Source organism: Citrobacter sp. C5_2 (assembly GCF_014596845.2).
Taxonomy (GTDB): Bacteria; Pseudomonadota; Gammaproteobacteria; order Enterobacterales; family Enterobacteriaceae; genus Citrobacter; species Citrobacter werkmanii.
Genome location: NZ_CP115032.1, coordinates 3,896,158 through 3,921,918 on the forward strand (window position 1 = coordinate 3,896,158; position 25,761 = coordinate 3,921,918).

Below are 25,761 nucleotides of genomic sequence, written 5' to 3' on the forward strand. Positions count from 1 at the left end.
TTTTCCTAAATTTTTTACCACTTAAAACCCACCCAGAAAAAATCATTATTGTATTTAATTTGTTACTACTCAATTTAAAAACCTACTATAACTAAAACCAGCATAATATGATCCAGATTAATTTATCTCAATGTAAAAAAAGAGCCATGAAACACATTATTTTTATTAATCATTTATAGTTAACAAGATTGACCACAAATAATAAGAATCGCTCGATAAAGATGAAAACTAATAATTATCCCGCGTAATCAATACAACAATGTATCAAACCAGAAAACCTCCAGATTCAATAAACCGGAGGTTTGTCTGGGCCTGCAAATGTTAGTAGAAAATACCGATGATTAGCGTATGCGTAACAAAGCCGACAATCAACGGTACGGCGGTGCGTTTAACCACATCGAACGGAGTTATTTTTGCCCCGCTGGAAACGGCGATCACCACGCCAGATACCGGTGAAATGGCCCGTCCCATATGCGATGCCTGCTGCATCGGCAGAATCATGGCCACGGCATTCGCCCCCATACTGGCAGCGATTTGCGGGATAAGCTCAACGAACGCAAGAAATGGCGCATTACCCGATCCCATAATGATAGCCGCCGCAAGCGTCACCAGCGCAAACACCACCGCCATGGCAAATGGCGGTAAACCCACATGTTCGGCCATCAGGATTAATTGATCAATCGCACCAATGACTTTAATACCATGAGCAAAAACCCCCGCCGCAACCAGCAGGCCTACCACACCGGTAAAGGCAGTCCCCATTCCTTTCAGAAAATGGCTAAATCCTTCGCACACCGCCTTTAAATCTCGCACCCGCAGCCATTCAATCAACATACAAATAGCCATTGAAATAAGCACAATGGTAATGATATTCAGGTTAATACCACTGACGAACATTTCAGAGGATCCCACTGCCATCAGTATTGGAAGCATGGGAAGCAGCGCATAAAATGCGGGCGCAGTTCCTGAGTCAGTCACTTCAGCGCTACCGATTTCCCGTGGTAAGGTCCCCGCTTTACGATCGCAATAGCGCTGCCAGAAAAAATGGCAGACACCCACGACCAAAACGGTAGCCAGAGCAGCCGGTCCCTGGTGGTAGACCACGTATTCCACCACATCCATATTGACCGCTTTCGATCCCCTGATAGCATCGATTGCCGTTGGGGTATACGCCACACCCAGCGAGGTGGCAATTACCCCGGCAGCAGAGGCAGCGGAAAGCCCTAATCCCAGCATAATAGGGAACATTGTTCCCATCAGCAGTACGGCGAGTCCAGTGGCTGAAGGAATAGCTAACTGCAGGAGACTGGCGAGCAGGTACGAGAAAAAAAGCAGAATATAGGGCGAACGCAGCGCACGCAGGGGTTTTGTGACGACACGCACCACCGCCTCATTGGCGCCGATATGATCCATGTAGTGCGCAAATCCCATCAGCGCCATGATCATCAGGCCAAGATCGGCGGCTCGCGTGCTGAAGAGATCGCGCATAACCTCGAACGGATCGAGAAAGGAAATCCCCGTGCCAGCAACGCCTTTCGGTAGTACGGAACCCCACCCGGTGAGAGCGGTGCAAATCATCAGCACCAAACCCGCAATAAATAGCACAGGTTCCGCACGATAACCTTTCAGAATCAGACGAGCGACCACCACGATAACCAGCAGGGCAATTAACACCTGAATCATGACTGAGCTCTCCGCTGCGTGAACTCAGCAAAGGTTTCCTCAATGACCGCAACCACGACATCGCTGGCGGCCCGCAGTGAACGCACCGGCAGATATTCATAAATAGAGTGAAAATTATGGGCGCCGGTAAAAATATTCGGGCAAGGCAATCCTTTCTGCGATAAAACCGCACCATCATATCCGCCGCGCATGGCGACAGGTGCCGGGGTAATCCCACATTTCTGATAGGCGCGTAATGCAATATCAATCGGGTAGTGAGCATCACCCTGCAAACTATTGAACACGTTCGCATAGCGATCGGCTAAATGACAGACCACGCTATTTTCGCCCCATAGTGCGCAGGTACTGACGGCAAGCTGACGGATAAATGCCATACGCGCCTTATAGCCTTCTTCAGTGAAGTCGCGGATATCCAGCTTAAGCACCGTGCGGGCGCTGTTACCCTGCAACTGCTTAACCCAGTAATAACCTTCGCGCCCTTCCGTATATTCAGGCGCTTCTCCGCCAGGCAGCATCGCAATAAACTTATGCGCCATCAGCAGCGAGTTCTTCAGCTTACCTTTGGCTGACATGGGGTGCGCAGACTGGCCGGTAAAGATGATTTCCGCATCGCCCGCATTCCAGTTCTCATAAACAAACTCGCCGATACCGCAACAATCCAGGGTGTAACCAAAATCAGCGCCGAAGCTGGCAACATCAAAAGCTTTTGCGCCACGCAATCCTTGCTCTTCATCAGGCACAAAACCCACCTTCACCGGTCCATGTTTGATTTCCGGATGTGCCACCAGATACTGTAATGCGTTCATAATTGCGGCGATGGCTGCTTTATCATCAGCCCCTAACAGGCTGGTTCCGTCAGTGACCAATAGATCATCACCGATATAATTTTTCAGTTCCGGGAACTCGCTTTCGCGCAGAAAAATATTCAGTTCTTTGTTCAGGCACAAATCCCCACCGCTATAGTGAAGACGTTGCGCATTTGTGTCCGCAGTCTGTTCCGCGCTGGTATCCAGATGTCCAAAGAATGAAACGACAGGAACCGTGTCATCGGTGTTCCCGGGCAGTGTAGCCGTTACGATGGCGGTATCCCTGACCTCAATGTTTTCCATTCCTAATGCTTCAAGTTCTGCTGCAAGCAGTTTTGCCAGTACCATTTGACCAGCAGAAGAAGGCATTATCCCATTTGCGCCATTTTCTCTTGAAGTCGTGGTATTAATTTTGGTGTAGTTGATAAAACGTTCAACAATATCCATTCCAGGAGGTCCTTTAATATTTTATTGACGAAATACTGTGAGAGGGGCTCGCGTACAGCGCGAGTGATATTAAACAGGGAACCAGATAAAATCAGCGTTCATCCCGGAACGCTGATTTTATGAGCATTACGACGTTGATTTATACCCTAAATAATTCGAGTTGCAGGAAGGCGGCGACGCAGCGAATTCCCAGGAGCGTACATAAGTACGTGACTGGGCGAGCGAGGAAAGTCAACGCACATGCAGCTCGAAGTATGACGGGTATATATATGAATATAATGAGATGAGTCATTACGTCGGTGACAAAAACGCCTTACTGATGGGTAAAACCATACTCCCTGTCCATGTTCACTGCTATTTCCCATGGTGTTTAGCTAACAGAAATCATAAACGGCACTCGTAAGCCTAAGAGATAATAGAAATCATTTAGACTCCACTTCTCTATACCGGCCCAAGAGATAGCATTGCTATATTTTTTTAATGAACGAATACGGTGTCAGCAACATGCAACCGTTTGCACTTCTCTAGAAATAGCCACTTAGCGCGCTAAAATCCGTGAGCAAACTCACAATTACATCAATAGCAAAAATTTCTATCATACTGAAAAACCGTGAATTATAAGAAATGCTATATAGTCCCCTGGTAAATAGATTCATTATGATACTATTCGACATTACCCTATTATCGATGGATAATACTTCCCTAACCGTTAATTTTAAACATTACCCACCATAATATTGGTATATATTGGTGATTAATAAAATCCTGTACCGGCAAAAAAACCTCTGCCCTGAGAAGAGATTCAGGGCAGAGGTAATACGGGTGTTAAGGACAGATTTATAGTTTTAGTGATAACGGAAGAGCTTCTTGCGGAACCGAGTATACACAATTCATCGCATTAAGAAAATTCTTAAAATCAATTAATCACAAATCCGGTCGAAAACCATTAAAACAATAAAAAACGCCTTATCAAAAAAGCAAATAAAGCGACAAAAAGATTAATCCATCCTAATCAATTGCGTGGCACCAAATGCGCTCACAGTGCCGCGTTACCACAGATAACACCTTATGCGCAGACAGAATATCAAATTAATTTAATATTTTAATAGATACCTGACATAACGAAAATTTGCAGTTAATAAAGTCACTAAACGCTATAACTCGCTATAGATCACATTTTATGTACAAGGAGTTTTCTCTGGAGATTCTGGCTGGTATGATTCGTCAGGTAAATACCTTTCAACTCAACCCGAGGCTTTGATGCTGGAGAATGTAATCATCAGATAATCAGTTTGCCGACCTTTTCAGGACGGACTGGTTATCAATGCGCCGAAATCTAATGCGGACACCGCAGTGTGTTTGCACGTTTTGCACATGATGATTAAACAGGTTTTCCAGTATGAATTTATCCCGTCAGGAACAACGTACCTTACACGTTCTCGCCAAAGGTGGTCGTATCGTTCACGCCCGCGACGCCTCAGGCCGCGTCACCTCCGTCGAATGCTACAGCCGCGAAGGACTACTGCTCTGCGACTGCACCCTCGCCGTGTTCAAAAAACTCAGAACCAAAAAGCTGATCAAATCTGTCAATGGTCAGCCCTATCGCATCAATACTACCGGGCTGAACAACGTTCGCGCCCAACTGGATAATCGCTAAGGAGAGAGAGATGGATATCCCAAAAATTTTTACTATCAGCGAAAGCGCTCATCGCATCCATAATCCGTTCACCGCGCAGAAATACGCCACGTTAGGCCAGGTGCTGCGCATGGAACCGGGAACCCGCATTCTGGATCTCGGCAGCGGCTCGGGCGAGATGTTGTGCACCTGGGCGCGCGATCATGGCATTTTCGGCATCGGTATCGATATGAGCCAGCTATTTAGTAAGCAGGCAACGCTGCGCGCAGCAGAACTGGGCGTCAGTCAGCAGGTGAGTTTTGTCCACGCCGATGCAACGGGCTATATCGCTGAAGAAAAATGCGATATTGCCGCCTGCGTGGGCGCAACCTGGATTGCAGGCGGCGTCGCCGGAACGATCAGACAACTGGAGCAGAGTCTGAAGCCTGGCGGAATCATACTCATCGGTGAACCGTACTGGCGCCAGATACCCGCAACAGAGGAAATCGCCCAGTCCTGCGGCGCGACCGCTGTCGCCGATTTTCTTTCCCTGGCGGAACTCATTGCTTCTTTTGACCCGCTCGGCTATGACGTGGTTGAAATGGTTCTGGCTGACCAGGAAGGTTGGGACAGGTACGAGGCGGCAAAATGGTTGACGATGCGCCGCTGGCTGGAAGCTAATCAGGACGATGAGTTTGCAACTGAAGTCAGGGAGCAACTGAGAAGTTCACCGGGACGCCACGTCACCTTCACCCGTGAATACATCGGCTGGGGCGTGTTCGCAATCATGAAGAGGTAAGATGTGTGGTCGGTATAGCCGGGAGGTTATACCGACTTGCTCATCACTTTGCCGCTGTCTGCATTAATACTTCAACAAATTTAGCCAGCCACTGCGGATGCGCGGGCCAGGCTGGCGCAGTCACCAGATTACCGTCGACGTAGGCTTGATCAATGCCGATATCCGCATAATGTCCGCCGCTCAAACGCACTTCAGGCGCGCAGGCCGGATAGGCGCTACAGGTACGGTTTTCTAATATCCCTGCTGCCGCCAATAGCTGAGGGCCATGGCAGACGGCGGCGATAGGTTTACCCGCTGAGTTGAAATCCTGTACCAGTTGAATGACCTCCGGGTTCAGACGGAGATATTCCGGAGCGCGCCCGCCGGGGAGCACCAACGCGTCGTAATCAACGGCCCGTGCTTCGGCAAAATTCGCATTCAACGTAAAACGGTGTCCCGGTTTTTCGCTGTAGGTTTGCGCCCCATCAAAATCATGAATCGCCGTTTGAACGTAATCCCCCTGACGCTTATCCGGACAGACTGCATCAACACGATGGCCCAGCATTTGCAACGCCTGGAAAGGAACCATCGTTTCATAATCTTCGACATAATCGCCAACTAACATCAGTATTTTCTTCATTCACGTCCCCCACTCACGGTTATTAATGATGAGAAATAGCGGCCATCTTTACTATAGTCCACGCGATAGGCGACATTGATAAATACAGCAGAACATTCGGTCTGATCACAATCTGCGCCAAGGCCCGCCAGATGGCGGCCTCTACGTAAACCTGCATGGGAGAATAGAGTTAATAAATATAAATTATATATAGCTGAGAAGTTTTAATATCAGCCAGCACCATCCATAACTTAATTATTTAATAAAATTATGCGCACACGCGTTATTATCTATTATTATTTTATTCGCCTGCAGTCAGGTGAAAATACGCAAAGATTATTCCCATGGTGACAAGATGTTCGTTCGTCAGGCAAAGATTGGGTATGCTACTCGCCACGTGTCTGTGCGGGCCGTCGGTCAATCGGCTGGCGGCGTTGGAATTCACTGCGCGACGCAGCAGCAGCCCTGTTAATCATTCGCGATGGCATATTTTGCAGGAGAGTGGGGAGACTCGCTTTCCTGACCACAAAAAAATGATTTCCTTAGAAAGGTATGACCACAGAGTAACTTAAAAAACAAAGCAACAAAATTAACAATAATGAAATAAATAACACTAATTAATAACACTTCAATAGCTTTCATCGATCTTTCATCGTATTTACGATCTGTCAAACCTATCGTTTAAATCTATCAAAACATTTATATTGATCGTTTTTATCGATCGTATATTCTGTATGAAATAAATGCTATTGACGGCATTTTTATTACCAGCGCAGTCAGAAAAATTTTTCTCTCTTGCGTTGTGTCGCACCAGAAAATTATCAAGGATTACGCTTAAAAATTTACGTAACATCTATTCAAATAGATTTCGATTAGCAAGAACATCCAAAAATACACATTTTCAGCACCCGGGCTAACAGGTTTTAAGTAGATAGCTTACATTGAGAGCGGTGATAACTCACTGAGAATTGCGCATGATGATATCATTAAAAAAAACGGAAAATATAAATTTCGTTAATACATTTAAAGACTATTTTTGTGTAGGCATCGCATTTTTTGCTTTACAGTTTGTCGCTGGTCATCTCAGTAAGCAGGAAGATATTGCGGGTGTAACCCTGCATTTTTATGATCTCACTTTACCTCTCATTTCCGCATTGCTGGTTTTATACAGGCAAAAGGCATTCCCCATTTTAGGTGCCTTTTTCTTGTATGCGCTCTACTCTTACTCATTAGATTCGCTGCTAACGTTATCAGCTCAGGTACTGGCCGCACTCATTAGCCAGACATTCTATGTGTTCTCGACAGGTAAACGAAGTGCCGTAAGCTTTGGCCGCAGCCAGCTTACAACCCTACGTATTGTTTGGCTGGTGTGCTGCAATTCCTTACTCTTTATCTCGATTGAGCACTGGTTCCAGTCGCGAGTTATTTCTGAACCAATGACTCATCTTTTTACACTGCAAACATTAATTAACTTGCAGTGGTTGATGAACTCTTGCCTGACAGGGATCCCTTTTTGTTACCTGTTGCTCAGAAGCGTTCAAAATCCAGTGTGGTGTATTTTATACATCAGGCATGTGAAGACATTGATAAAATCCGGCCCACCTATTTTATGTCAAGTATTATGGCTGGTCCTGTTAGTCTGCATTATGTCCGTTTTGATTGTCAGCAGACAGGATATACTCATATTTACTGACTACTCATTACTGTGGCTTCTTCCGCTCATGCTATGGGGAGTGATCTGTATTGGTCATGCTTTCATATCCCCTGTTTGGGTAGCGATGCTCATCTTGCTAGGATATAACATAAATAGTTATATCCCACCCGCTGACGATAAAAACTATTTACACAGTCTGGTGATTTTTTCTACGATCGTGTTTGTCTTTTCGCTGACGATTGTCGTTGCTGGTGTACTTGCCATTCGTAACCGAAAATACCTCCGACGCCTCAAACAACTCTTTAGATCAGAGCCTAATACTGGACTGCCTAACTTTCAGGCCCTGCAAATGGATATTCGTAAATACTCAACTGAGTGTCTGTGTTACATCCGTTGTACTGAACTGAACACGCTAGAGCAAACGCATGGTATCGAGTTCCGTTTTGAGTTTGTAAAAGGGTTAAGCACCTATGTGCGTAAATTAATAAGCGGTGACGATAATATCTATTATGCCCCAGGCCACGGGATAATTCTTCGCCTTAATGCCATACCTGACATTTCTGAACTGTATAAAAAACTAAACGCTTTCCGTTTTATCTGGAAAGACTACCAATTGGGGTTATCTTGCGGTATGGCGTATACCACTGAGAAAAACCTGATTAAAAATTTATCGCTAGCTATTAAGCAGCTTAATACCCAAAGTTACATCTCGTTGATGCAGGGGCAACCGTTATTACTCAACCCACAAATGCCGGGTGATAGAATTGTCAGTCAGGCTGTGATTCGTCATATGTTGCAAAAAGCTATCGACAGACAATCGTTTGAACTTATGGCTCAACCTATCGTATCAACAATGTTGGTTGTTCAACCGATCGTGTCAACCACTGGACTGACACGTTATCACGAGATACTTATTCGGATGAAAATGGTTGATGGTAAATTAATCTTTCCAGATACCATCCTACCGGTTGCACGCGAGGCAGGACTACTCCCTGCGCTGGATATCACCGTGATTGAACAGACATTTCGTTTTATACAGTCACGGCAGAAATCTGAACCCAACAGTCATTTTTCTATTAACCTGACCCCAGATTCGCTTAATAAAATTGATTTTCTTGATAATGTTTTTACCTTGTTTAGAAAATACGCCATCGCACCGGAACGTATCATTTTTGAAGTCATTGAATCAGATATCATTGATAACGCCAATGTCACTGATGTTCTGAGAGCATTACGTAAAGCCGGTTCAAAAATTGCTATTGATGATTTTGGAACCGGAGCATCCAGTTATTCTCGTTTACGAACGTTAGACGCTGACATTCTGAAGATTGATGGCTCATTCATCCGTAATATTCTGACCGATGAGTTTAGTCGATGCGCGGTCAGATCATTCTGCGAAGTGGCGAAACTGAAAAAAATGGAAGTCGTCGCGGAGTTTGTTGAAAATGAGGAAATTGAAAAGATGCTAATCTCGATGGGTATTGGTTGGTTACAGGGATACCATATAGGAAAACCCGTTCCTATAGAGTTAGCTCAATTGTAATTCAGTTATTATAATAATAATTATCTTACAACATTGATTCACTTACCGGCTCCCGTGCCGGTTTTTTTATTGCCTAATGCAAGCTGTACATTAATTAAAGCAGCTATGCCGCAACTGTCTGCCGCGGCATAGCGTATTTTATTTTTAGCCCAATTCAGCCGAAAGCTATTGTTGATTCCGCTTCCATTACTCCCAGGCCCGCTCAGTTTTCGCTGCGTCAAACTGCGGCGGCGGCTTACGAAAACGTCCGGTCAGCCAGGCGAGATACACCAACCCTAACCCGGCCCATACCAGTCCCAGCGTCAGCGATGTCACCTCCAGATTGACCCACAGTACGGCAACCGTGGCGGCGCCAACCATTGGCAATACCAGATAGTGCAATTTCTCCTGCCAGGTATGTTTACGTCCTTCACGCCGCCAGAAGTGGTTAAACACCGACAAATTGACGAACGTAAAGGCCACCAGCGCGCCAAAGTTAATCAACGCCGTGGCGGTCACCAGGTCAAAAAACAGCGCCGACAGCGCCACAATGCCGACCATAATGACGTTTAGCGCAGGGGTACGCCATTTCGGATGGACATAACCGAAGTACTTCTCCGGGAAGACGTTATCCCGGCCCATCACGTACAGCAAACGAGATACACTGGCATGCGACGCCAGGCCTGACGCCAGCGTATTCACAAAGGTCGTACACAGGAAAATGGACTGGAACAGTTTGCCGCCGACATACAGCGCAATCTCCGGCAGCGCCGCATCCGGGTCTTTAAAGCGGCTAATATCCGGGAAAAACAGCTGCATAAAGAACGAAGCGGCAATGAAGATCAACCCACCGTACAGGGCGGTGAGGAAAATAGCTTTCGGGATGGTACGCGCCGCATCCGGCGTTTCTTCAGAAAGCGTCGTCACCGCATCAAAGCCGAGGAACGAGAAGCAGACGATGGTTGCCCCGGTGATTATTGGGATCAAATGTGCATTCTGGCTAATAAATGGTTGCAGCGACCAGACGGTGCCGACCCCCTCGCCTTTATGCAGTCCCTGTACCACGAGGAAGATAAACACGGCGATTATCGCCACCTGCACCAGCACAAACAGCGCATTGAAGTTCGCCACCAGATTAACGCTTTTCAAATTGGCCGCGGTGAGGATCGCCACGAACATCACCACCCAAATCCATGGCGCAACCTCCGGGAACAGCGCGGAGAGGTAAATTTTCGCCAGCAGGACGTTAATCATCGGCAGGAAAAGGTAGTCAAGCAGTGACGACCAGCCAACCATAAACCCCACGTGCGGATTGATGGCTTTTTGCGCATAGGTGTAGGCCGAACCGGCCTGCGGAAACTGGCGTACCAGCTTACCGTAACTGATGGCAGTGAACAGCACCCCCGCCAGGGCCAGCAGATAGGAGGCCGGAACATGGCCATTGCTGACGCCCGAAACAATCCCAAAGGTGTCAAACACCGTCATCGGCGTGAGATAGGCCAACCCCATCACCACCACCTGCCACAGCTTCAGGGATTTTCGCAGTTGTGTTTTGCCCGGCTGGGCTGCAACGTCCACAGGAGAATTAGTCGACATAGCGATCCTCCCCGCAACGAGTCCAGGTCTGCGTTCGAAACGTTGGTAACGCAAACCTGAGTCGTGTCGGGGCGGATCTCCAAAAGTAAGGCGTCAATGTCGTACGGCTAAGGTGTGGTCCGTACTTACTGCGGGAGCCATGGATGCTCACGCGGGGCTGGTTTTTAAACACTGGCATCATCACATTTCCTCGTCACAAACTCTGTCGGTTATCTGAAGACCCGTTGTCGCCCGCGCTCCATTACGCGACATCCGGGAAATGGCAGGTATTCCTGCAATTTTTACGGGCTGGCTCCGCTCAGCCCGCATGATGCGACTTCTTTTTAAATGACCTGTACGACGGTCAGGCGTTTTTCAACATCCACTCAATTTCAGTGTCGGTGATAAGACGTTCAAACTGGATTAATTCATCGTTTTTACAGGCGTGATACACGTGGCTAAAACGCTCCCCCAATAATTCACGCAGACTGTCGTTTTGCATAAACTCCCACAGCGCATCGCTCTGACGGATCGGGAACGGCAAACCTTCCTGCTCCAGTCCGTTGCCTTCCACCTCTTCCTGTAACGGCAGCTCGTTATCCAGACCATGGAGGATCCCGGCCAGAATGGTCGACATCACCAGATAAGGGTTGGCATCAGCCCCCGCCACACGGTATTCAACCCGATGATTATCACGATCGCCGCAGGGAATGCGCAGCGCCACCGTACGGTTGTTATGCCCCCAGGAAGCCTGGGTAGGGACGTACATCCCCGGCTGGAAGCGACGATAAGAGTTCACATTTGGCGCCAGCAGCGCCATCGACGCGGGCATCAGATCAATCATCCCGGCAAGCGCACGCTTAAGTAACGCGGAATCATCGCCATTCGCATCGGCCAGCACGTTCTCGCCTTTGTTATTCATAATGCTGATGTGGATATGCATCCCGCTACCGGCATGCTCCTCATAGGGCTTTGCCATAAAGGTGGCATGCATCTTATGTTTCTCCGCCACCAGCCGCACCAGGCGCTTCAGCGCCAGCGCATCGTCGCAGGCGTCGAGTACGTTATCGGTATGGATGAGATTGATTTCAAACTGACCAGGAGATGCTTCGGCCACCGCACCGTCGGCCGGGATCAACTGCAGACGGGCCAGTTCGTCGATATCGTTCAGCACATCAGCAAAGTGGTTCAGGTTATCAACGGAGTAAACCTGACTTTGAGTATTACGATCGTCCGTTCCCGGCGCGCATGGCGGCTGCAGATAACCTTCGGGATCGCGCTTGCGATCGAGTAAATAGAACTCCAGCTCTACCGCTACGACGGGGAACAAACCGCGCTGGCGCAGTTTCTGCCAGAGTCGGTTGAGAACGTTCCGCGGCTCAACGTCAAAGGGAGCGCCATCTTCATCCAGCATTGTCAGCATCATCTGGCCAATAAATTCCGGATCGGCGGCCGAAGGGGTTAACGTTCCGAGCACCGGCACACAGGTCCTGTCCGGTTCGCCAAGTTCTTGTCCTAACCCCGCCTCTTCCACCACATTGCCCAGAATGTCCATCGCGAACACCGATGCGGGAAAATAACAGCCCTTCTCTAACTTAGACAATCCCGACACGGAAATGCGTTTACCGCGAAAACAGCCGTTAAGGTCGGTTAACAGCACATCGACAAACTGCGTGTTGGGATAACGTTCCAGATATTGCTTCACTTCGCGCGCAAACGCGCTACTTCGCCTCTCTTCAGAATGCTGAACAAAATTCTCAACTTCTACGATATTGGTTTCCATGATTCACCGCCGTTGGCCTGGTAAGCTTTCTGTGATTTGACTGTTAAATATAATGTCCACCCTTCGACTCTGGATGCAAACAATTTGTTTGTCAAATGTTAAATTAAGTTTGCTAGAAGGTTATTACACTGCTAGATTGAGAAAATAATGAACGGAATTGCACAACAAGGAACCGTTTGGCAATAATTTATTCCAAAACGTGAGGTCGATCATGGGCAATATATTTGACAAGCCAGTTATTGGTGTAGTGATGTGTAGGAACAGGCTTAAGGGTCACGAGACCCAGACTCTGCAAGAAAAGTACCTGAATGCGGTATTGAATGCCGGTGGATTACCGATAGCGTTACCTCATGCGCTCGCGGAGCCAGAATTACTGAACGCGCTGTTACCAAAACTGGATGGTATCTTCCTGCCTGGAAGCCCAAGCAATGTGCAACCGCACCTCTATGGTGAAAATGGCGATGAGTCTGACGCCGATCCGGGGCGTGATCTTCTGAGCATGGCGCTAATTACCGCCGGGCTAGAAAGGCGCATTCCCATTTTCGCCATCTGCCGGGGCTTACAGGAATTAGTTGTCGCCACTGGCGGGACTCTGTATCGTCGCCTGTGCGATCACTCACAGTTCCTGGAACATCGTGAAGATGCGGAACTCCCGGTGGAGCAGCAATACGCCCCATCTCATGAAGTCCAGGTTCAACAGGGAGGATTGCTGTCGCAATTAATACCAGGTTGCAGCACGTTTTGGGTTAACTCCTTACATGGCCAGGGCGCAAAAACGCTTGGCCCGCAGCTGCGTGTGGAAGCACGATCGCAGGATGGATTAGTGGAAGCGGCCAGCGTTCACGGCCATCCTTTCGCGCTCGGCGTGCAGTGGCATCCGGAATGGAACAGTAGCGAATACGCCCTGTCGCGTTTGTTACTTGAAGGTTTTATCACCGCTTGTCAGAACCACCTCGCTGAAAAACAGCGACTCTGACCACTACTGTTAAGGAAATGCAATTATGAGCGATGACGGCCTGGCGCCGGGTAAACGTTTGTCAGAGATCCGCCAGCAATTGGGTCTTTCGCAACGTCGTGCCGCCGAACTGTCTGGGTTGACGCATAGCGCCATCAGTACCATAGAGCAGGACAAAGTCAGTCCTGCCATCAGTACGCTGCAAAAGCTATTGAAAGTATATGGGCTGTCGCTCTCCGAGTTCTTCGCGGAACCGGAAAAGCCTGACGAACCGCAGGTGGTTATCAATCAGGATGATTTGATTGAGATCGGGAGTCAGGGAGTATCCATGAAGTTAGTTCACAACGGAAATCCGAATCGTACGCTGGCAATGATGTTTGAAACCTATCAGCCAGGCACGACAACCGGGGAGAGAATTAAACACCAGGGTGAAGAGATTGGGACAATACTGGAAGGTGAAGTCGTTTTAACCATCAACGGTCAAACGTATCATCTTGTTGCAGGGCAAAGTTATGCCATTAACACTGGCATTCCACACAGCTTCAGCAACACCTCGGCAGGGATCTGCCGCATTATCAGTGCCCACACTCCCACCACATTCTAATAAGTAGCGGCCTGAGTTTCTCAGGCCTTCTTAAATAACGCGCATTAACAGGGTAAATCCCTGGGGCATCGTGCAGCCTGATTTTGCCTGAAAAAGATCAGCAACGAACTTTATCTTATTGATATAAAAGGAGTAGCTATGAACTTTCAGAACCTTAAATATTGGCGTGAGAAAGCCAGTCATTATTCGCCGGAAACCCGTTTATTTATTAACGGCGAATATTGCGCCGCCGCCGATAACGAAACCTTTATTACTCAGGATCCGGCCGGGCAGCGCCCACTCGCCAAAGTCGCCCGCGGCAAAAAAGCGGATGTGGATCGTGCGGTCACCGCCGCCCGCGCCGTCTTTGAACGCGGTGACTGGTCGCAGGCAACACCCGCAGAGCGCAAGGCGGTTCTCCACAAGCTTGCAGATTTAATGGAGCAGCATCACGAGGAGCTGGCGCTACTGGAAACGCTCGACACCGGTAAACCGATTCGCCATAGCCTGCGTGATGATATTCCAGGCGCGGCGCGCGCCATCCGGTGGTACGCCGAAGCTATTGATAAAGTCTATGGCGAAGTTGCCACCACCTCGGTAAACGATCTGGCGCTGATTGTGCGCGAACCGGTGGGCGTAATCGCGGCTATCGTTCCGTGGAACTTTCCCCTGCTACTGGCCTGTTGGAAACTTGGCCCCGCGCTGGCCGCCGGTAACAGCGTGATCCTCAAACCCTCGGAGAAGTCCCCGCTGACCGCCATACGTCTTGCGGCGCTGGCTAAAAAAGCGGGTTTGCCCGATGGCGTTCTCAGCGTGGTTAGCGGGTATGGCCACGAAGCGGGCCAGGCGTTGTCGCAACATCCGGATGTCGATGTGATCACTTTTACTGGCTCAACCCGCACCGGCAAGCAACTGCTTAAAGATGCTGGCGACAGCAACATGAAACGCGTGTGGCTGGAAGCTGGCGGTAAAAGCGCCAACATCGTGTTTGCCGACTGCCCGGATCTAGCGAAAGCCGCCGCCACTGCCGCGGCAGGCATTTTCTACAACCAGGGTCAGGTCTGTATCGCCGGTACGCGTCTGCTGCTGGAAGAGAGTATTGCCGACGAATTTATCGCGCTGTTGAAAGAGCAGGCGAAAAACTGGCAGCCGGGCAACCCACTCGATCCTGAAACCACGATGGGCACGCTTATCGACAATGCGCATGCTGACACCGTGGACACCTTTATTCGCGACGGTGAAACGCAAGGCACGCTGGCGCTGGATGGCCGCAGCCATGTTCATCCGGCGGCTATCGGCCCGACGATTTTTGTCGATACCGCGCCGCAAGCCCACGTCAGCCGCGATGAGATCTTCGGCCCGGTACTGGTCATCACCCGTTTTAGCAGCGAAGCCGAAGCCCTTGCGCTGGCCAACGACAGCGACTACGGCCTGGGAGCCGCGGTCTGGACCCGCGATTTGTCGCGCGCCCATCGCATGAGTCGTCGCCTGAAGGCCGGTTCGGTCTTCGTGAATAACTACAACGACGGTGATATGACCGTACCGTTCGGCGGTTATAAGCAAAGTGGAAACGGGCGCGATAAGTCCCTGCATGCCCTGGAAAAATTTAGCGAACTGAAAACCATTTGGATCTCCCTGGAGCCTTAATCATGACTGAACATACCAGCAGTTATTACGCCGCAAGCGCCAATCAGTACGAACCGTTTCCCACCCTTAGCGAATCGGTTAGCTGTGATGTCTGTGTCGTGGGCGGCGGCTATACCGGACTCTCCTCCGCCCTGCATTTAGCGGAAATGGGTTACGACGTGGTGCTACTGGAATCCGCACGTATTGGTTTTGGGGCCAGCGGACGCAACGGCGGCCAGTTGGTTAACTCTTACAGTCGCGATATTGATGTTATCGAACGCAGCTACGGCCCGGACGCCGCCAAAATGCTCGGCAGCATGATGTTTGAAGGCGGCGATATCATTCGCGAACGCATTAAACGTTATCAGATTGACTGCGATTATCGTCCTGGCGGGCTGTTTGTGGCGCTGAACCATAAGCAGATGGAAACGCTGGAAGAGCAGAAGTCGAACTGGGAACGCTACGGCAACACACAGCTTGAACTGTTAGACAGCAGCGAAATTCGCCGCGAAGTCAGTAGCGATCGCTATGTCGGCGCGCTGCTCGACCACAGCGGTGGCCATATTCATCCGCTCAATCTGGCGATTGGCGAAGCTAACGCCATTCGTCTGAACGGCGGACGCATCTTCGAACAGTCGCCGGTCACCCGTATTCAACACACCAGCCCGGCGGTGGTCAGCACGGAAAAAGGTCAGGTGACAGCCCGCTTTGTGATCGTCGCGGGCAACGCCTACCTTGGCGATAAACTGGAACCTGCGCTGGCCAAAAGCAGCATGCCGTGCGGCACCCAGGTGTTAACCACCGAACCGCTGTCCGCTGAAATGGCGCGTTCGCTGATCCCGAAAAACTACTGTGTGGAAGATTGCAACTACCTGCTGGATTACTACCGTCTGACCGGCGATAACCGCCTGCTGTACGGCGGCGGCGTGGTCTACGGCGCCCGCGATCCGAACGATATTGAACGCCTGGTGATGCCGAATCTGCTGAAGACCTTCCCGCAATTGCGGGGGGTAAAAATTGATTACCGCTGGACCGGTAATTTCCTGTTGACGTTATCACGTATGCCGCAGTTCGGCCGCCTCGATACCAATATTTACTATATGCAGGGCTACAGCGGTCACGGCGTGACCTGTACCCATCTGGCTGGACGCCTGATTTCCGAACTGCTGCGCGGGGATGCCGAGCGCTTTGACGCATTCGCCAACCTGCCACACTACCCGTTCCCGGGAGGCCGCAGCCTGCGCATTCCGTTTACCGCCATGGGGGCGGCCTATTACAGCTTACGCGATCGCCTTGGGGTTTAAGTTCTTCCGCGATAAACCCGACGCACAGGGCGGTCTCCCCTGTGCGTTTTTTTATTCCCGGTCAGTGAAAAACAGATAACAGTCACGAATATATCGCTATAGGACATAACCACACTCTTCGCATTGTTTCTCTCCTCTAATCGGATACGCTTTTTTAGATATCGCTGGCGGCGTGCGCCAGAACTCAACGGGGGAAGAAACGCGTGTTATGAATACGAATAATGAGGAGACCTTTTATCAGGCGATGCGCCGGAAGGGAGTGAGCCGACGCAGTTTTCTTAAATATTGTAGCCTCGCCGCAACATCGCTGGGATTAGGGGCTGGAATGACGCCCCGAATAGCCTGGGCGTTGGAGAACAAACCCCGGATCCCGGTCGTCTGGATCCACGGGCTGGAATGTACCTGCTGTACCGAATCGTTTATTCGCTCCTCGCACCCACTCGCCAAAGACGTCATCCTCTCTCTGATTTCCCTCGATTACGACGACACGCTGATGGCCGCCGCCGGAACGCAGGCCGAAGAGGTATTTGAAGACATTCTGCGCCAGTACCACGGCCGCTACATTCTGGCCGTCGAAGGTAATCCTCCGCTGGGTGAACAAGGGATGTTCTGTATTAGCGGCGGAAAACCCTTTGTGGAAAAACTCAAACGCGCCGCCGCCGGAGCCAGCGCGATCATCGCCTGGGGCACCTGTGCCTCCTGGGGCTGCGTGCAGGCTGCCCGGCCTAACCCCACCCAGGCAACCCCAATCGATAAAGTGATCACCGATAAGCCGATCGTGAAAGTGCCCGGCTGCCCGCCGATTCCGGACGTCATGAGCGCCATCATCACCTACATGGTGACGTTTGACAGGCTGCCTGAACTCGACCGTCTGGGGCGCCCGCTAATGTTCTACGGACAGCGTATTCACGACAAATGCTACCGCCGCGCCCACTTTGACGCCGGGGAGTTCGTCGAAAGCTGGGACGATGATGCCGCCCGCAAAGGCTATTGCCTGTACAAAATGGGCTGTAAAGGGCCAACCACCTATAACGCCTGCTCCACCACTCGCTGGAATGGCGGCGTGTCCTTCCCCATCCAGTCCGGTCACGGTTGTCTGGGATGTTCAGAGAACGGCTTCTGGGATCGCGGTTCGTTCTACAGCCGCGTGGTTGATATTCCACAGATGGGAACGCATTCCACCGCCGATACCGTGGGCCTCACCGCGCTTGGCGTCGTGGCTGCCGGCGTCGGCGTCCACGCCGTCGCCAGCGCCGTCAACCAACACAACCGCCACAAACAGCAATTAGCCGACGCCAGACAGCAGTCGTCAGACAATGAGGATAAACAGGCATGAGCCATTCATATCAAACCCAGGGATATACCTTAAACAATGCCGGTCGCCGTCTGGTTGTGGATCCCATTACGCGTATTGAAGGTCATATGCGTTGTGAAGTGAACATTGATGAGCAGAACATCATCACCAACGCGGTTTCTTGCGGCACCATGTTCCGCGGACTGGAGATCATTCTTCAGGGTCGCGACCCGCGCGACGCATGGGCATTTGTCGAACGAATTTGCGGGGTGTGCACCGGCGTACATGCCCTTGCCTCTGTCTACGCCATTGAAGATGCCATTGGCATTAAGGTGCCCGACAATGCCAACATCATTCGCAATATTATGCTGGCCACGCTGTGGTGCCACGACCATCTGGTGCACTTTTACCAGTTAGCCGGAATGGACTGGATTGACGTGCTGAATGCTCTGAAAGCAGATCCGCGCGCCACATCGCAACTGGCGCAGAGTCTTTCTGCCTGGCCGATGTCCTCACCGGGCTACTTCTTTGACGTCCAAAATCGGCTGAAGAAATTTGTCGAAGGCGGTCAGTTGGGGATTTTCCGCAACGGTTATTGGGGCCATCCGCAGTACAAGCTATCGCCAGAGGCTAACCTGATGGGCTTTGCCCACTATCTGGAAGCGCTCGATTTTCAGCGCGAGATTATCAAAATCCATACGGTGTTTGGCGGTAAAAACCCCCATCCAAACTGGATTGTCGGGGGTATGCCGTGCGCTATCAATATCGATCAGAGTGGCGCAGTAGGCGCGGTCGATATGGAACGCCTGAACCTGGTGCAGTCGATCATCACCCGCACCGCTGACTTTATCAACAACGTGATGGTGCCTGACGCGCTGGCTATCGGCCAGTTCAATAAACCCTGGAGCCAGATTGGCACCGGGCTTTCTGATAAATGCGTTTTGAGCTACGGCGCGTTCCCGGATATCGCCAACGACTTCAGCGACAAAAGCCTGTTGATGCCTGGCGGCGCGGTGATTAACGGTGATTTTAACAACGTATTGCCTGTGGACCTCGCCGATCAGCAGCAAATTCAGGAGTTTGTCGATCACGCCTGGTACCGTTACCCGGACGATCAGCTGGGCCGCCACCCCTTCGAAGGCATTACCGAACCCTGGTATAACCCCGGCGATGTGAAAGGCAGCGATATTAATATCCAGCAACTTAACGAGCAGGAACGTTACTCGTGGATTAAAGCCCCGCGCTGGCGGGGACACGCCATGGAAGTTGGACCGTTAGCGCGCACGCTGATTGCCTATCACAAAGGGGATGCCGCGACGATTGAATCCGTGGATCGCATGATGTCCGCCCTCAAACTGCCGCTGTCGGGCATGCAGTCAACGCTGGGCCGAATTCTGTGCCGGGCGCACGAAGCGCAGTGGGCCGTGAGCAAGTTGCAATATTTCTTCGACAAGCTGATGACCAACCTGAAAAACGGCAACCTGGCGACGGCGAATACCGAAAAATGGGAGCCAGAAAGCTGGCCGCAGCACTGCCGCGGGATCGGTTTTACCGAGGCGCCGCGCGGGGCATTAGGCCACTGGGCATCGATTCGCGACCAGAAAATCGATCTGTATCAGTGCGTGGTGCCAACCACCTGGAATGCCAGCCCGCGCGATCCAAAGGGGCAAATTGGCGCTTACGAGGCGGCGCTGATGGGTACCCAAATGGCGATACCGGATCAACCCCTGGAGATCCTGCGCACCTTGCACAGCTTCGACCCCTGCCTGGCCTGTTCAACCCACGTGCTTGGCGACGACGGCAGCGAACTGATCGCAGTCCAGGTTCGCTAAGCGTTGAGGAAAAGGAACGATGACTGGAAAGATATCCCCACGCGTCGGGGAGGCGCGTGATACCACCGTCAGCCACTATGTGTTTGAAGCGCCTGTTCGCTTGTGGCACTGGCTGACGGTTGGCTGCATGTTGGTTTTGATGGTGACCGGATACTTTATTGGCCGACCGCTGCCATCGGTCAGCGGCGAGGCCACCTATCTGTTCTATATGGGCGACATCCGGCTGGCGCATTTCGCCGCCGCCATGGTGTTCACGGTGATACTGCTGATGCGCATTTACTGGGCCGTTGTCGGTAACCGTTATTCACGCGAGTTGTTTATTGTGCCGGTCTGGCGTCGCAGTTGGTGGCAGGGGGCGTTTTCGGTGGTGCGCTGGTATCTGTTTCTGGAAAAAAAACCAGGGGAGGATATCGGACATAACCCCGTTGCGCAGGCGGCGATGTTTGGCTATTTCCTGCTCTCCGTTTTTATGATCCTGACCGGTTTTGCCTTATACAGCGAGCATAGCCAGTACGCCATCTTCACTCCCTTCCGCTATGTGACGGAGTTTTTCTACTGGACCGGCGGCAACTCTCTCGATATTCACAGCTGGCACCGGCTAGGAATGTGGTTCATCGCCGCCTTCATCATAGGTCATGTGTACATGGCTATCCGCGAGGACATCATGTCCGACGATACCGTCATCTCGACCATGGTCAACGGCTATCGTAGCCACAAATTTGCCAAACGTCAGCGCGACAAGGAGGCGTCATGAGCGAACCGAACGTCATCGTGATGGGCTTAGGCAACCTGCTGTGGGCAGACGAAGGGTTTGGCATTCGCCTCGCGGAGCGCCTGTACGCCCACTATCACTGGCCAGAATGGGTAGAGATTGTCGATGGCGGCACCCAGGGGCTGAATCTGCTGGGCTATGTTGAACAGGCCAGCCATTTGCTGCTGCTGGACGCCATCGACTACGGACTCGCACCGGGCACCCTGCAAACCTACGCCGGTGACAAAGTCCCCAGTTACCTCAGCGCCAAAAAAATGAGTCTGCACCAGAACAGCTTCTCCGAGGTGCTGGCGCTGGCAGATATTCGCGGCCATCTCCCCGCGCACATCGCTCTCGTGGGACTGCAGCCGGTACAACTGGACGACTATGGCGGCAGCCTGACCGACATCGCACGCGCTCAGCTCCCGGCGGCGGAACAAGCCGCGCTTACGCAGCTGGCCGCGTGGGGTATTGCGCCACAGAAAAACGAGGATACGCGTTGCCTGAACTATGAATGCCTGTCGATGGAAAACTATGAAGGCGTGCGTATTCGCCAGTATCGCGTGACGCTGGAGGAATAAACAATATGTTAAATGACACCCCATTTTCTGCGTTATGGCAACGTATGCTGGCGCGTGGCTGGCAACCGCTGAGCGCGTCTGAACTGGATGGCTGGGTAACCCACGTGCGTGATGGCGTGGTCCTGCTCAGCAGCGATCCCCGCCGCACGCCGGAAGTCAGCGATAACCCGGTCATGATTGCCGAGTTACTGCGCGAGTTTCCCCAGTTTGCCTGGCAAATAGCCATGGCCGACCTCGAACACAGCGAGGCGATCGGCGATCGTTTTAGCGTGTTCCGCTTCCCGGCCACCCTGGTGTTTATCCACGGCGAGCTGCGCGGCATTCTCAGCGGCATCCACCCCTGGACCGACCTGCTCAACCTGATGCGGCCCTTAGTTGAAGAACAGATACCGCCGGAGCCAGCGAGATGAGCGAAACCTTTTTTCATCTGCTGGGGCCGGGTACGCAGCCGGGTGATGATAGCTTCAGCATGAATCCCTTGCCCCTCACCTGCCAGGTCAACTGCGACCCCAGCATGGCGATGCTGGAAAACTGCCCGCACAGCCCGGCGGTGATGGCATTGTTAGCCGATGTACGCCACCAGCTCGCCCGGAGAATTCCCGCCAGGCAGAAGGTGTTGAGATGGGATCTATCCACGCTCAACGCCGACGATCTCACGTTTTTGAATACGCTGCTCGGTGAAGGCGAAGTTTCAGCGCGCATCCAGCATGCTGACGGCCGGGAAAGCGAAATTCAGGAGTCGATTTTCTGCGGCATCTGGCGAGTGCGTTGTCAGAATGACAAGGGCCAATGGGAGGAACATCTGGAAGCCGGTAGCGCGCCGCAGGCGCTATGGCAGGCGGCAACACTCAATACGCTGCCGGACGATAGCCTGCTGCCTCCGCCCATCGACGGATTGATGAATGGCCTGACGCTGGCCCAGGAACTGCTGGCGCACGTGCGCGATCCGGCCACGCTTCCCCATAGCATTAACCTCACCCAACTGCCTGTTAGCGACGCGGATCGCCGATTCCTCGCCAATCTGTGCGGCGAAGGGCACATTCAGATCCGCACCATCGGCTACGGCGAGAGCCAAATCGACGCCACGGCGCTGCGCCATGTCTGGCATGTGCGCTGTCTGGATACCCTGAAAGGGCTTTTGCTCGAGAGTTATGAGATCTGTCCATTACCGGAACTGGTACTGGCTGCGCCGGAAGATCTGCTCGACTCGCTCGAGCGCCTGGATGAAGTCTGCGCCTGGCTGGCATCCGGCCCGCCTGCCTGACTCCCCTCTATAAGACCCGCGTACTTTTCTGCTGCGGGTCTGACGTTTTCTTCTTTATCTATTCACTCTCTAATGCCTGATGGAGTTCGCATGTGGGACGTCATTGACTTATCGCGCTGGCAGTTTGCGCTGACCGCGCTGTACCATTTTCTGTTTGTTCCCCTGACGCTGGGGCTGATATTTTTGCTGGCCATCATGGAAACCCTGTTCGTGGTGACCGGCAAAACCATCTACCGCGACATGACGCGTTTCTGGGGAAAATTATTCGGTATTAACTTTGCGCTCGGCGTGGCTACCGGCCTGACCATGGAGTTTCAGTTCGGCACTAACTGGTCGCTCTATTCCAACTATGTGGGCGATATTTTCGGCGCCCCGTTGGCGATGGAAGCCCTGATGGCTTTCTTTCTTGAATCCACCTTCGTCGGGCTGTTCTTCTTCGGCTGGCAGCGTTTAAACAAGTACCAGCACTTACTGGTGACCTGGCTGGTCGCGTTTGGCTCCAATATCTCGGCGCTGTGGATCCTCAATGCTAACGGCTGGATGCAATACCCGACCGGTGCTCACTTTAATATCGATACCCTGCGCATGGAGATGAGCAGTTTTAGCGAACTGGTCTTTAACCCTGTCAGCCAGGTGAAATTTGTCCATACTGTGATGTCCGGTTATGTCACGGGCGCCATGTTTGTGATGTCCATCAGCGCCTGGTATCTGCTACGTGGTCGCAATCGCGAGTTTGCCCTGCGCTCCTTCGCGGTGGGTTCCGTTTTCGGCACGCTGGCTATCCTCGGCACCCTGCAACTGGGTGACAGTTCAGCCTATGAGGTCGCCCGGCTCCAGCCGGTAAAACTGGCGGCAATGGAAGGAGAATGGCAAACCGAGCCCGCCCCCGCTCCTTTTCATGTCATCGCCTGGCCGCAGCAGGAACAAGAGCGTAACGCCTTTTCCGTGAAGATACCGGCCCTGCTGGGTATCCTGGCGACCCACTCGTTAGATACCCCGGTTCCGGGACTCAAAAATCTGATGGCGGACGCGCTCCCCCGCCTGCAGCGGGGCCGGGAAGCGTGGTTATTGTTGCAGGAAATCGCCAACGGTAAACGCACGCCTCAGGTGCTGAAGGCTTTCCACGCCGTAGAAAATGATCTGGGTTACGGCATCCTGTTGGCGAACTACGCGCCTGATATGAACCACGTTACGCCCGCGCAATATCAGGCCGCGCAACGCGGCGCTATCCCGCAGGTGGCCCCTGTGTTCTGGAGCTTTCGCATCATGATTGGATGCGGTTCTCTACTGTTGCTGGTGATGGCGATTGCGCTGATACAAACCTTACGCTGGCGTATCGACCAGCATCGCTGGGTACTGCGCATGACGCTGTGGAGTCTGCCGCTACCGTGGATTGCCATTGAAGCAGGCTGGTTTATGACGGAGTTTGGCCGTCAGCCGTGGGCGATTCAGGATATTTTACCCACCTGGTACGCCCACTCCGCGCTGAGCGCGAGCCAGTTGGCCTTCTCCATGGGGCTTATCCTTACGCTTTACACCCTGTTTTTAATTGCAGAGGTCTACCTGATGCAAAAATACGCGCGTCTGGGTCCAGATACGATGCGGGACCAACAACCGGCGCAACAATAGGGATAAAGGAGATAATCATGTTGGATTATGCAACGCTGCGGCTCATTTGGTGGCTGCTAATTGGCATCATTCTGGTGGCCTTTATGGTCACTGACGGATTTGATATGGGGGTCGGCTGCCTGTTGCCGCTGATCGCGCGTAACGATGACGAACGCCGGGTATTAATCAATAGCGTCGGGGCGCACTGGGAAGGTAATCAGGTGTGGCTCATTCTGGCGGGCGGCGCATTATTCGCCGCCTGGCCACGCGTGTATGCCGCCGCTTTTTCGGGATTTTATGTGGCGATGATTCTGGTGCTATGCGCCCTTTTCTTTCGCCCGTTGGCTTTTGACTATCGCGGTAAAATAGCCAACGCGCGCTGGCGCAGAATATGGGACACCGGGTTGGTTATCGGCAGTCTGGTTCCGCCTGTTATTTTCGGCATTGCGTTCGGCAACCTGTTTTTGGGCGTGCCTTTTATCCTTACGCCGCAACTGCATGTGCAATACCTGGGCACCTTCTGGCAGTTACTCTCTCCCTTTGCCCTGTTGTGCGGCGCGTTAAGCCTGATGCTGGTTATTCTGCAAGGGGGCGTGTGGCTCCAGTTAAAAACCGATGGCATCGTTCGCCAACGCGCGCTGTCCGCCACCCGCCGCAGCGCAATGCTGGTGGTACTCTGCTTTCTGTTAGCCGGTTACTGGCTGTGGACAGGAATTGATGGCTTTGTGCTGCTTAGCCAGGATCCTAATGGTCCTTCCAACCCGTTATTAAAAGCGGTAACAACCTCGCCGGGCGCGTGGATGGCGCACTTTTATCAGTCACCACTGCTGTTGATTATTCCGCTAGCAGGCATGATTTTCCCAATGCTCACGATCTATGCCTGCGGGCAACGTCGGGCCGTGTGGGGATTTTTGTGCGCTTCCCTGACCCAGGCCTGCGTGATCTTCACCGCCGGAATCACCCTGTTTCCGTTTGTGATGCCTTCAAGCGTGCAACCCCTGTCCAGCCTGACGGTGTGGGACAGTACCTCCAGCCAGATGACGCTCAGTATCATGTTGGTTATTGTGCTGATTTTTCTACCGATAGTGCTGCTTTATACCGCCTGGAGTTATTACAAGATGCTGGGGCGAATCAAGGTAGAAACGATCCGCCGCCACAACCACGAACTTTACTAGGGAGGAATGCACAATGTGGTATCTGTTTTGGCTGGTCGGCATTCTGCTGATGTGCGCGTTCTCCACGCTGGCGCTGGTCTGGCTTGAGTCGCGGCAGAAGTAGTTCTGCGAGTACGTTTAGCTTTCTGGCTCCCCGGTTTATTCGGGGGAGCCTTTTATACCCTTTCCATCAGCTCACCAGGATGTTTAATCTACCGTCCCTGGTTATCGAAATTACGCTCATTGAGCCACATATCGTATGCCGGTCACAGTGTCGGGTACTCACCGTCAATGCCTCGGATCTGTCTGTTCTTGCATGTTTTTTAC

The 25,761-nt window shown here is 51.9% G+C and carries 21 protein-coding genes; 16 read left to right on the plus strand and 5 right to left on the minus strand.

Going from position 1 to position 25,761, the window contains the following annotated elements; genetic code table 11:
- Positions 1 to 321: 321 nt before the first annotated feature.
- Positions 322 to 1,683, minus strand: coding sequence for a C4-dicarboxylate transporter DcuC (gene dcuC, locus ICA20_RS18925; RefSeq protein ID WP_038637951.1), 1,362 nt, complete (start codon positions 1,681 to 1,683; stop codon positions 322 to 324).
- Positions 1,680 to 2,936, minus strand: a complete 1,257-nt coding sequence (gene pepT / locus ICA20_RS18930) for a peptidase T (RefSeq protein ID WP_038637948.1) — start codon at positions 2,934 to 2,936, stop codon at positions 1,680 to 1,682. The genes dcuC and pepT overlap by 4 nt, the downstream gene beginning before the upstream one ends.
- 1,399 nt (positions 2,937 to 4,335) lie before the next feature.
- On the opposite strand from pepT, the gene ICA20_RS18935 reads away from it, so the two are divergent.
- Both ICA20_RS18935 and ICA20_RS18940 read left to right on the plus strand, forming a co-directional pair.
- Positions 4,336 to 4,593, plus strand: coding sequence for a YjhX family toxin (locus tag ICA20_RS18935; RefSeq protein ID WP_038637945.1), 258 nt, complete (start codon positions 4,336 to 4,338; stop codon positions 4,591 to 4,593).
- A 10-nt stretch (positions 4,594 to 4,603) separates the two neighbouring features.
- Positions 4,604 to 5,350, plus strand: a complete 747-nt coding sequence (locus ICA20_RS18940; protein WP_038637942.1) for a class I SAM-dependent methyltransferase — start codon at positions 4,604 to 4,606, stop codon at positions 5,348 to 5,350.
- A 43-nt stretch (positions 5,351 to 5,393) separates the two neighbouring features.
- On the opposite strand, the gene ICA20_RS18945 is transcribed toward ICA20_RS18940, so the two are convergent.
- Positions 5,394 to 5,969, minus strand: a complete 576-nt coding sequence (locus tag ICA20_RS18945; protein WP_038637940.1) for a DJ-1/PfpI family protein — start codon at positions 5,967 to 5,969, stop codon at positions 5,394 to 5,396.
- Between the two features lie 953 nt (positions 5,970 to 6,922).
- Here ICA20_RS18945 and ICA20_RS18950 point away from each other — a divergent pair.
- Positions 6,923 to 9,145: an EAL domain-containing protein gene (locus ICA20_RS18950; protein WP_038637937.1), complete on the plus strand. Its 2,223-nt coding sequence runs from the start codon at positions 6,923 to 6,925 to the stop codon at positions 9,143 to 9,145.
- Positions 9,146 to 9,331: 186 nt separating this feature from the next.
- Here the strand turns inward: ICA20_RS18950 and ICA20_RS18955 are convergent, their stop codons facing one another.
- Together ICA20_RS18955 and ICA20_RS18960 are read right to left on the minus strand one after the other, a co-directional pair.
- The gene (locus tag ICA20_RS18955) at positions 9,332 to 10,720 is read right to left on the minus strand and encodes an APC family permease (RefSeq protein ID WP_038637934.1); all 1,389 of its coding nucleotides are present in this window, start codon (positions 10,718 to 10,720) and stop codon (positions 9,332 to 9,334) included.
- A gap of 343 nt (positions 10,721 to 11,063) precedes the next feature.
- On the minus strand, positions 11,064 to 12,482 hold the full coding sequence (locus ICA20_RS18960) for a glutamine synthetase family protein (RefSeq protein ID WP_038637932.1): 1,419 nt from the start codon (positions 12,480 to 12,482) through the stop codon (positions 11,064 to 11,066).
- A gap of 211 nt (positions 12,483 to 12,693) precedes the next feature.
- On the opposite strand from ICA20_RS18960, the gene puuD reads away from it, so the two are divergent.
- From puuD to cbdX, 13 genes are all read left to right on the plus strand, one after another.
- Positions 12,694 to 13,458 (plus strand): gamma-glutamyl-gamma-aminobutyrate hydrolase, encoded by a 765-nt coding sequence (puuD, locus tag ICA20_RS18965; protein ID WP_038637929.1) that lies wholly within the window; start codon positions 12,694 to 12,696, stop codon positions 13,456 to 13,458.
- Positions 13,459 to 13,483: 25 nt separating this feature from the next.
- On the plus strand, positions 13,484 to 14,041 hold the full coding sequence (gene puuR / locus ICA20_RS18970; RefSeq protein ID WP_038637926.1) for an HTH-type transcriptional regulator PuuR: 558 nt from the start codon (positions 13,484 to 13,486) through the stop codon (positions 14,039 to 14,041).
- Between the two features lie 138 nt (positions 14,042 to 14,179).
- Positions 14,180 to 15,667 carry an aldehyde dehydrogenase PuuC gene (puuC, locus tag ICA20_RS18975; protein ID WP_038637924.1) on the plus strand — a complete coding sequence of 496 codons (1,488 nt, stop codon included), beginning with the start codon at positions 14,180 to 14,182 and terminating at the stop codon, positions 15,665 to 15,667.
- A gap of 2 nt (positions 15,668 to 15,669) precedes the next feature.
- Complete coding sequence (locus ICA20_RS18980; RefSeq protein WP_038637921.1) at positions 15,670 to 16,950, plus strand: FAD-binding oxidoreductase; 1,281 nt, start codon at positions 15,670 to 15,672, stop codon at positions 16,948 to 16,950.
- Positions 16,951 to 17,158: 208 nt separating this feature from the next.
- Entirely contained in the window at positions 17,159 to 18,286 is a 1,128-nt protein-coding gene (gene hyaA / locus ICA20_RS18985; RefSeq protein ID WP_071888112.1) for a hydrogenase 1 small subunit, read from the plus strand.
- A complete protein-coding gene (gene hyaB / locus ICA20_RS18990) occupies positions 18,283 to 20,076 on the plus strand; it encodes a Ni/Fe-hydrogenase large subunit (protein WP_038637915.1) in 1,794 nt (597 codons plus the stop codon). Before hyaA ends, hyaB begins: the two co-directional genes overlap by 4 nt.
- A 19-nt stretch (positions 20,077 to 20,095) precedes the next feature.
- Complete coding sequence (gene hyaC, locus ICA20_RS18995; protein WP_038637913.1) at positions 20,096 to 20,830, plus strand: Ni/Fe-hydrogenase b-type cytochrome subunit; 735 nt, start codon at positions 20,096 to 20,098, stop codon at positions 20,828 to 20,830.
- Positions 20,827 to 21,408, plus strand: coding sequence for a hydrogenase 1 maturation protease (gene hyaD / locus ICA20_RS19000; RefSeq protein ID WP_038637910.1), 582 nt, complete (start codon positions 20,827 to 20,829; stop codon positions 21,406 to 21,408). The genes hyaC and hyaD overlap by 4 nt, the downstream gene beginning before the upstream one ends.
- Before the next feature lie 5 nt (positions 21,409 to 21,413).
- Positions 21,414 to 21,818, plus strand: a complete 405-nt coding sequence (gene hyaE, locus ICA20_RS19005) for a hydrogenase-1 operon protein HyaE (protein ID WP_038637907.1) — start codon at positions 21,414 to 21,416, stop codon at positions 21,816 to 21,818.
- A complete protein-coding gene (locus ICA20_RS19010; RefSeq protein ID WP_038637904.1) occupies positions 21,815 to 22,672 on the plus strand; it encodes a hydrogenase expression/formation protein in 858 nt (285 codons plus the stop codon). Before hyaE ends, ICA20_RS19010 begins: the two co-directional genes overlap by 4 nt.
- A 90-nt stretch (positions 22,673 to 22,762) precedes the next feature.
- Entirely contained in the window at positions 22,763 to 24,301 is a 1,539-nt protein-coding gene (gene appC, locus ICA20_RS19015; protein ID WP_038637903.1) for a cytochrome bd-II oxidase subunit 1, read from the plus strand.
- A 17-nt stretch (positions 24,302 to 24,318) separates the two neighbouring features.
- Positions 24,319 to 25,455 (plus strand): cytochrome d ubiquinol oxidase subunit II, encoded by a 1,137-nt coding sequence (gene appB / locus ICA20_RS19020; protein WP_038637900.1) that lies wholly within the window; start codon positions 24,319 to 24,321, stop codon positions 25,453 to 25,455.
- Between the two features lie 13 nt (positions 25,456 to 25,468).
- Entirely contained in the window at positions 25,469 to 25,558 is a 90-nt protein-coding gene (gene cbdX, locus ICA20_RS19025; protein WP_069323885.1) for a cytochrome bd-II oxidase subunit CbdX, read from the plus strand.
- The last annotated feature ends 203 nt before the right edge of the window (positions 25,559 to 25,761 follow it).

What these genes read in the sequence shown, in the direction of transcription:
- appB (WP_038637900.1), top strand. Translation starts at nt 24,319, where the DNA reads ATGTTGGATTATGCAACGCTGCGGCTCATTTGGTGGCTGCTAATTGGC.
- ICA20_RS18945 (WP_038637940.1), bottom strand. Translation starts at nt 5,969, where the DNA reads ATGAAGAAAATACTGATGTTAGTTGGCGATTATGTCGAAGATTATGAA.
- hyaA (WP_071888112.1), top strand. Translation starts at nt 17,159, where the DNA reads ATGAATACGAATAATGAGGAGACCTTTTATCAGGCGATGCGCCGGAAG.
- appC (WP_038637903.1), top strand. Translation starts at nt 22,763, where the DNA reads ATGTGGGACGTCATTGACTTATCGCGCTGGCAGTTTGCGCTGACCGCG.
- puuC (WP_038637924.1), top strand. Translation starts at nt 14,180, where the DNA reads ATGAACTTTCAGAACCTTAAATATTGGCGTGAGAAAGCCAGTCATTAT.
- ICA20_RS18950 (WP_038637937.1), top strand. Translation starts at nt 6,923, where the DNA reads ATGATGATATCATTAAAAAAAACGGAAAATATAAATTTCGTTAATACA.
- pepT (WP_038637948.1), bottom strand. Translation starts at nt 2,936, where the DNA reads ATGGATATTGTTGAACGTTTTATCAACTACACCAAAATTAATACCACG.
- ICA20_RS18955 (WP_038637934.1), bottom strand. Translation starts at nt 10,720, where the DNA reads ATGTCGACTAATTCTCCTGTGGACGTTGCAGCCCAGCCGGGCAAAACA.
- puuD (WP_038637929.1), top strand. Translation starts at nt 12,694, where the DNA reads ATGGGCAATATATTTGACAAGCCAGTTATTGGTGTAGTGATGTGTAGG.
- hyaD (WP_038637910.1), top strand. Translation starts at nt 20,827, where the DNA reads ATGAGCGAACCGAACGTCATCGTGATGGGCTTAGGCAACCTGCTGTGG.
- dcuC (WP_038637951.1), bottom strand. Translation starts at nt 1,683, where the DNA reads ATGATTCAGGTGTTAATTGCCCTGCTGGTTATCGTGGTGGTCGCTCGT.
- hyaB (WP_038637915.1), top strand. Translation starts at nt 18,283, where the DNA reads ATGAGCCATTCATATCAAACCCAGGGATATACCTTAAACAATGCCGGT.
- ICA20_RS18935 (WP_038637945.1), top strand. Translation starts at nt 4,336, where the DNA reads ATGAATTTATCCCGTCAGGAACAACGTACCTTACACGTTCTCGCCAAA.
- ICA20_RS18980 (WP_038637921.1), top strand. Translation starts at nt 15,670, where the DNA reads ATGACTGAACATACCAGCAGTTATTACGCCGCAAGCGCCAATCAGTAC.
- hyaC (WP_038637913.1), top strand. Translation starts at nt 20,096, where the DNA reads ATGACTGGAAAGATATCCCCACGCGTCGGGGAGGCGCGTGATACCACC.
- ICA20_RS19010 (WP_038637904.1), top strand. Translation starts at nt 21,815, where the DNA reads ATGAGCGAAACCTTTTTTCATCTGCTGGGGCCGGGTACGCAGCCGGGT.
- hyaE (WP_038637907.1), top strand. Translation starts at nt 21,414, where the DNA reads ATGTTAAATGACACCCCATTTTCTGCGTTATGGCAACGTATGCTGGCG.
- ICA20_RS18960 (WP_038637932.1), bottom strand. Translation starts at nt 12,482, where the DNA reads ATGGAAACCAATATCGTAGAAGTTGAGAATTTTGTTCAGCATTCTGAA.
- ICA20_RS18940 (WP_038637942.1), top strand. Translation starts at nt 4,604, where the DNA reads ATGGATATCCCAAAAATTTTTACTATCAGCGAAAGCGCTCATCGCATC.
- puuR (WP_038637926.1), top strand. Translation starts at nt 13,484, where the DNA reads ATGAGCGATGACGGCCTGGCGCCGGGTAAACGTTTGTCAGAGATCCGC.
- cbdX (WP_069323885.1), top strand. Translation starts at nt 25,469, where the DNA reads ATGTGGTATCTGTTTTGGCTGGTCGGCATTCTGCTGATGTGCGCGTTC.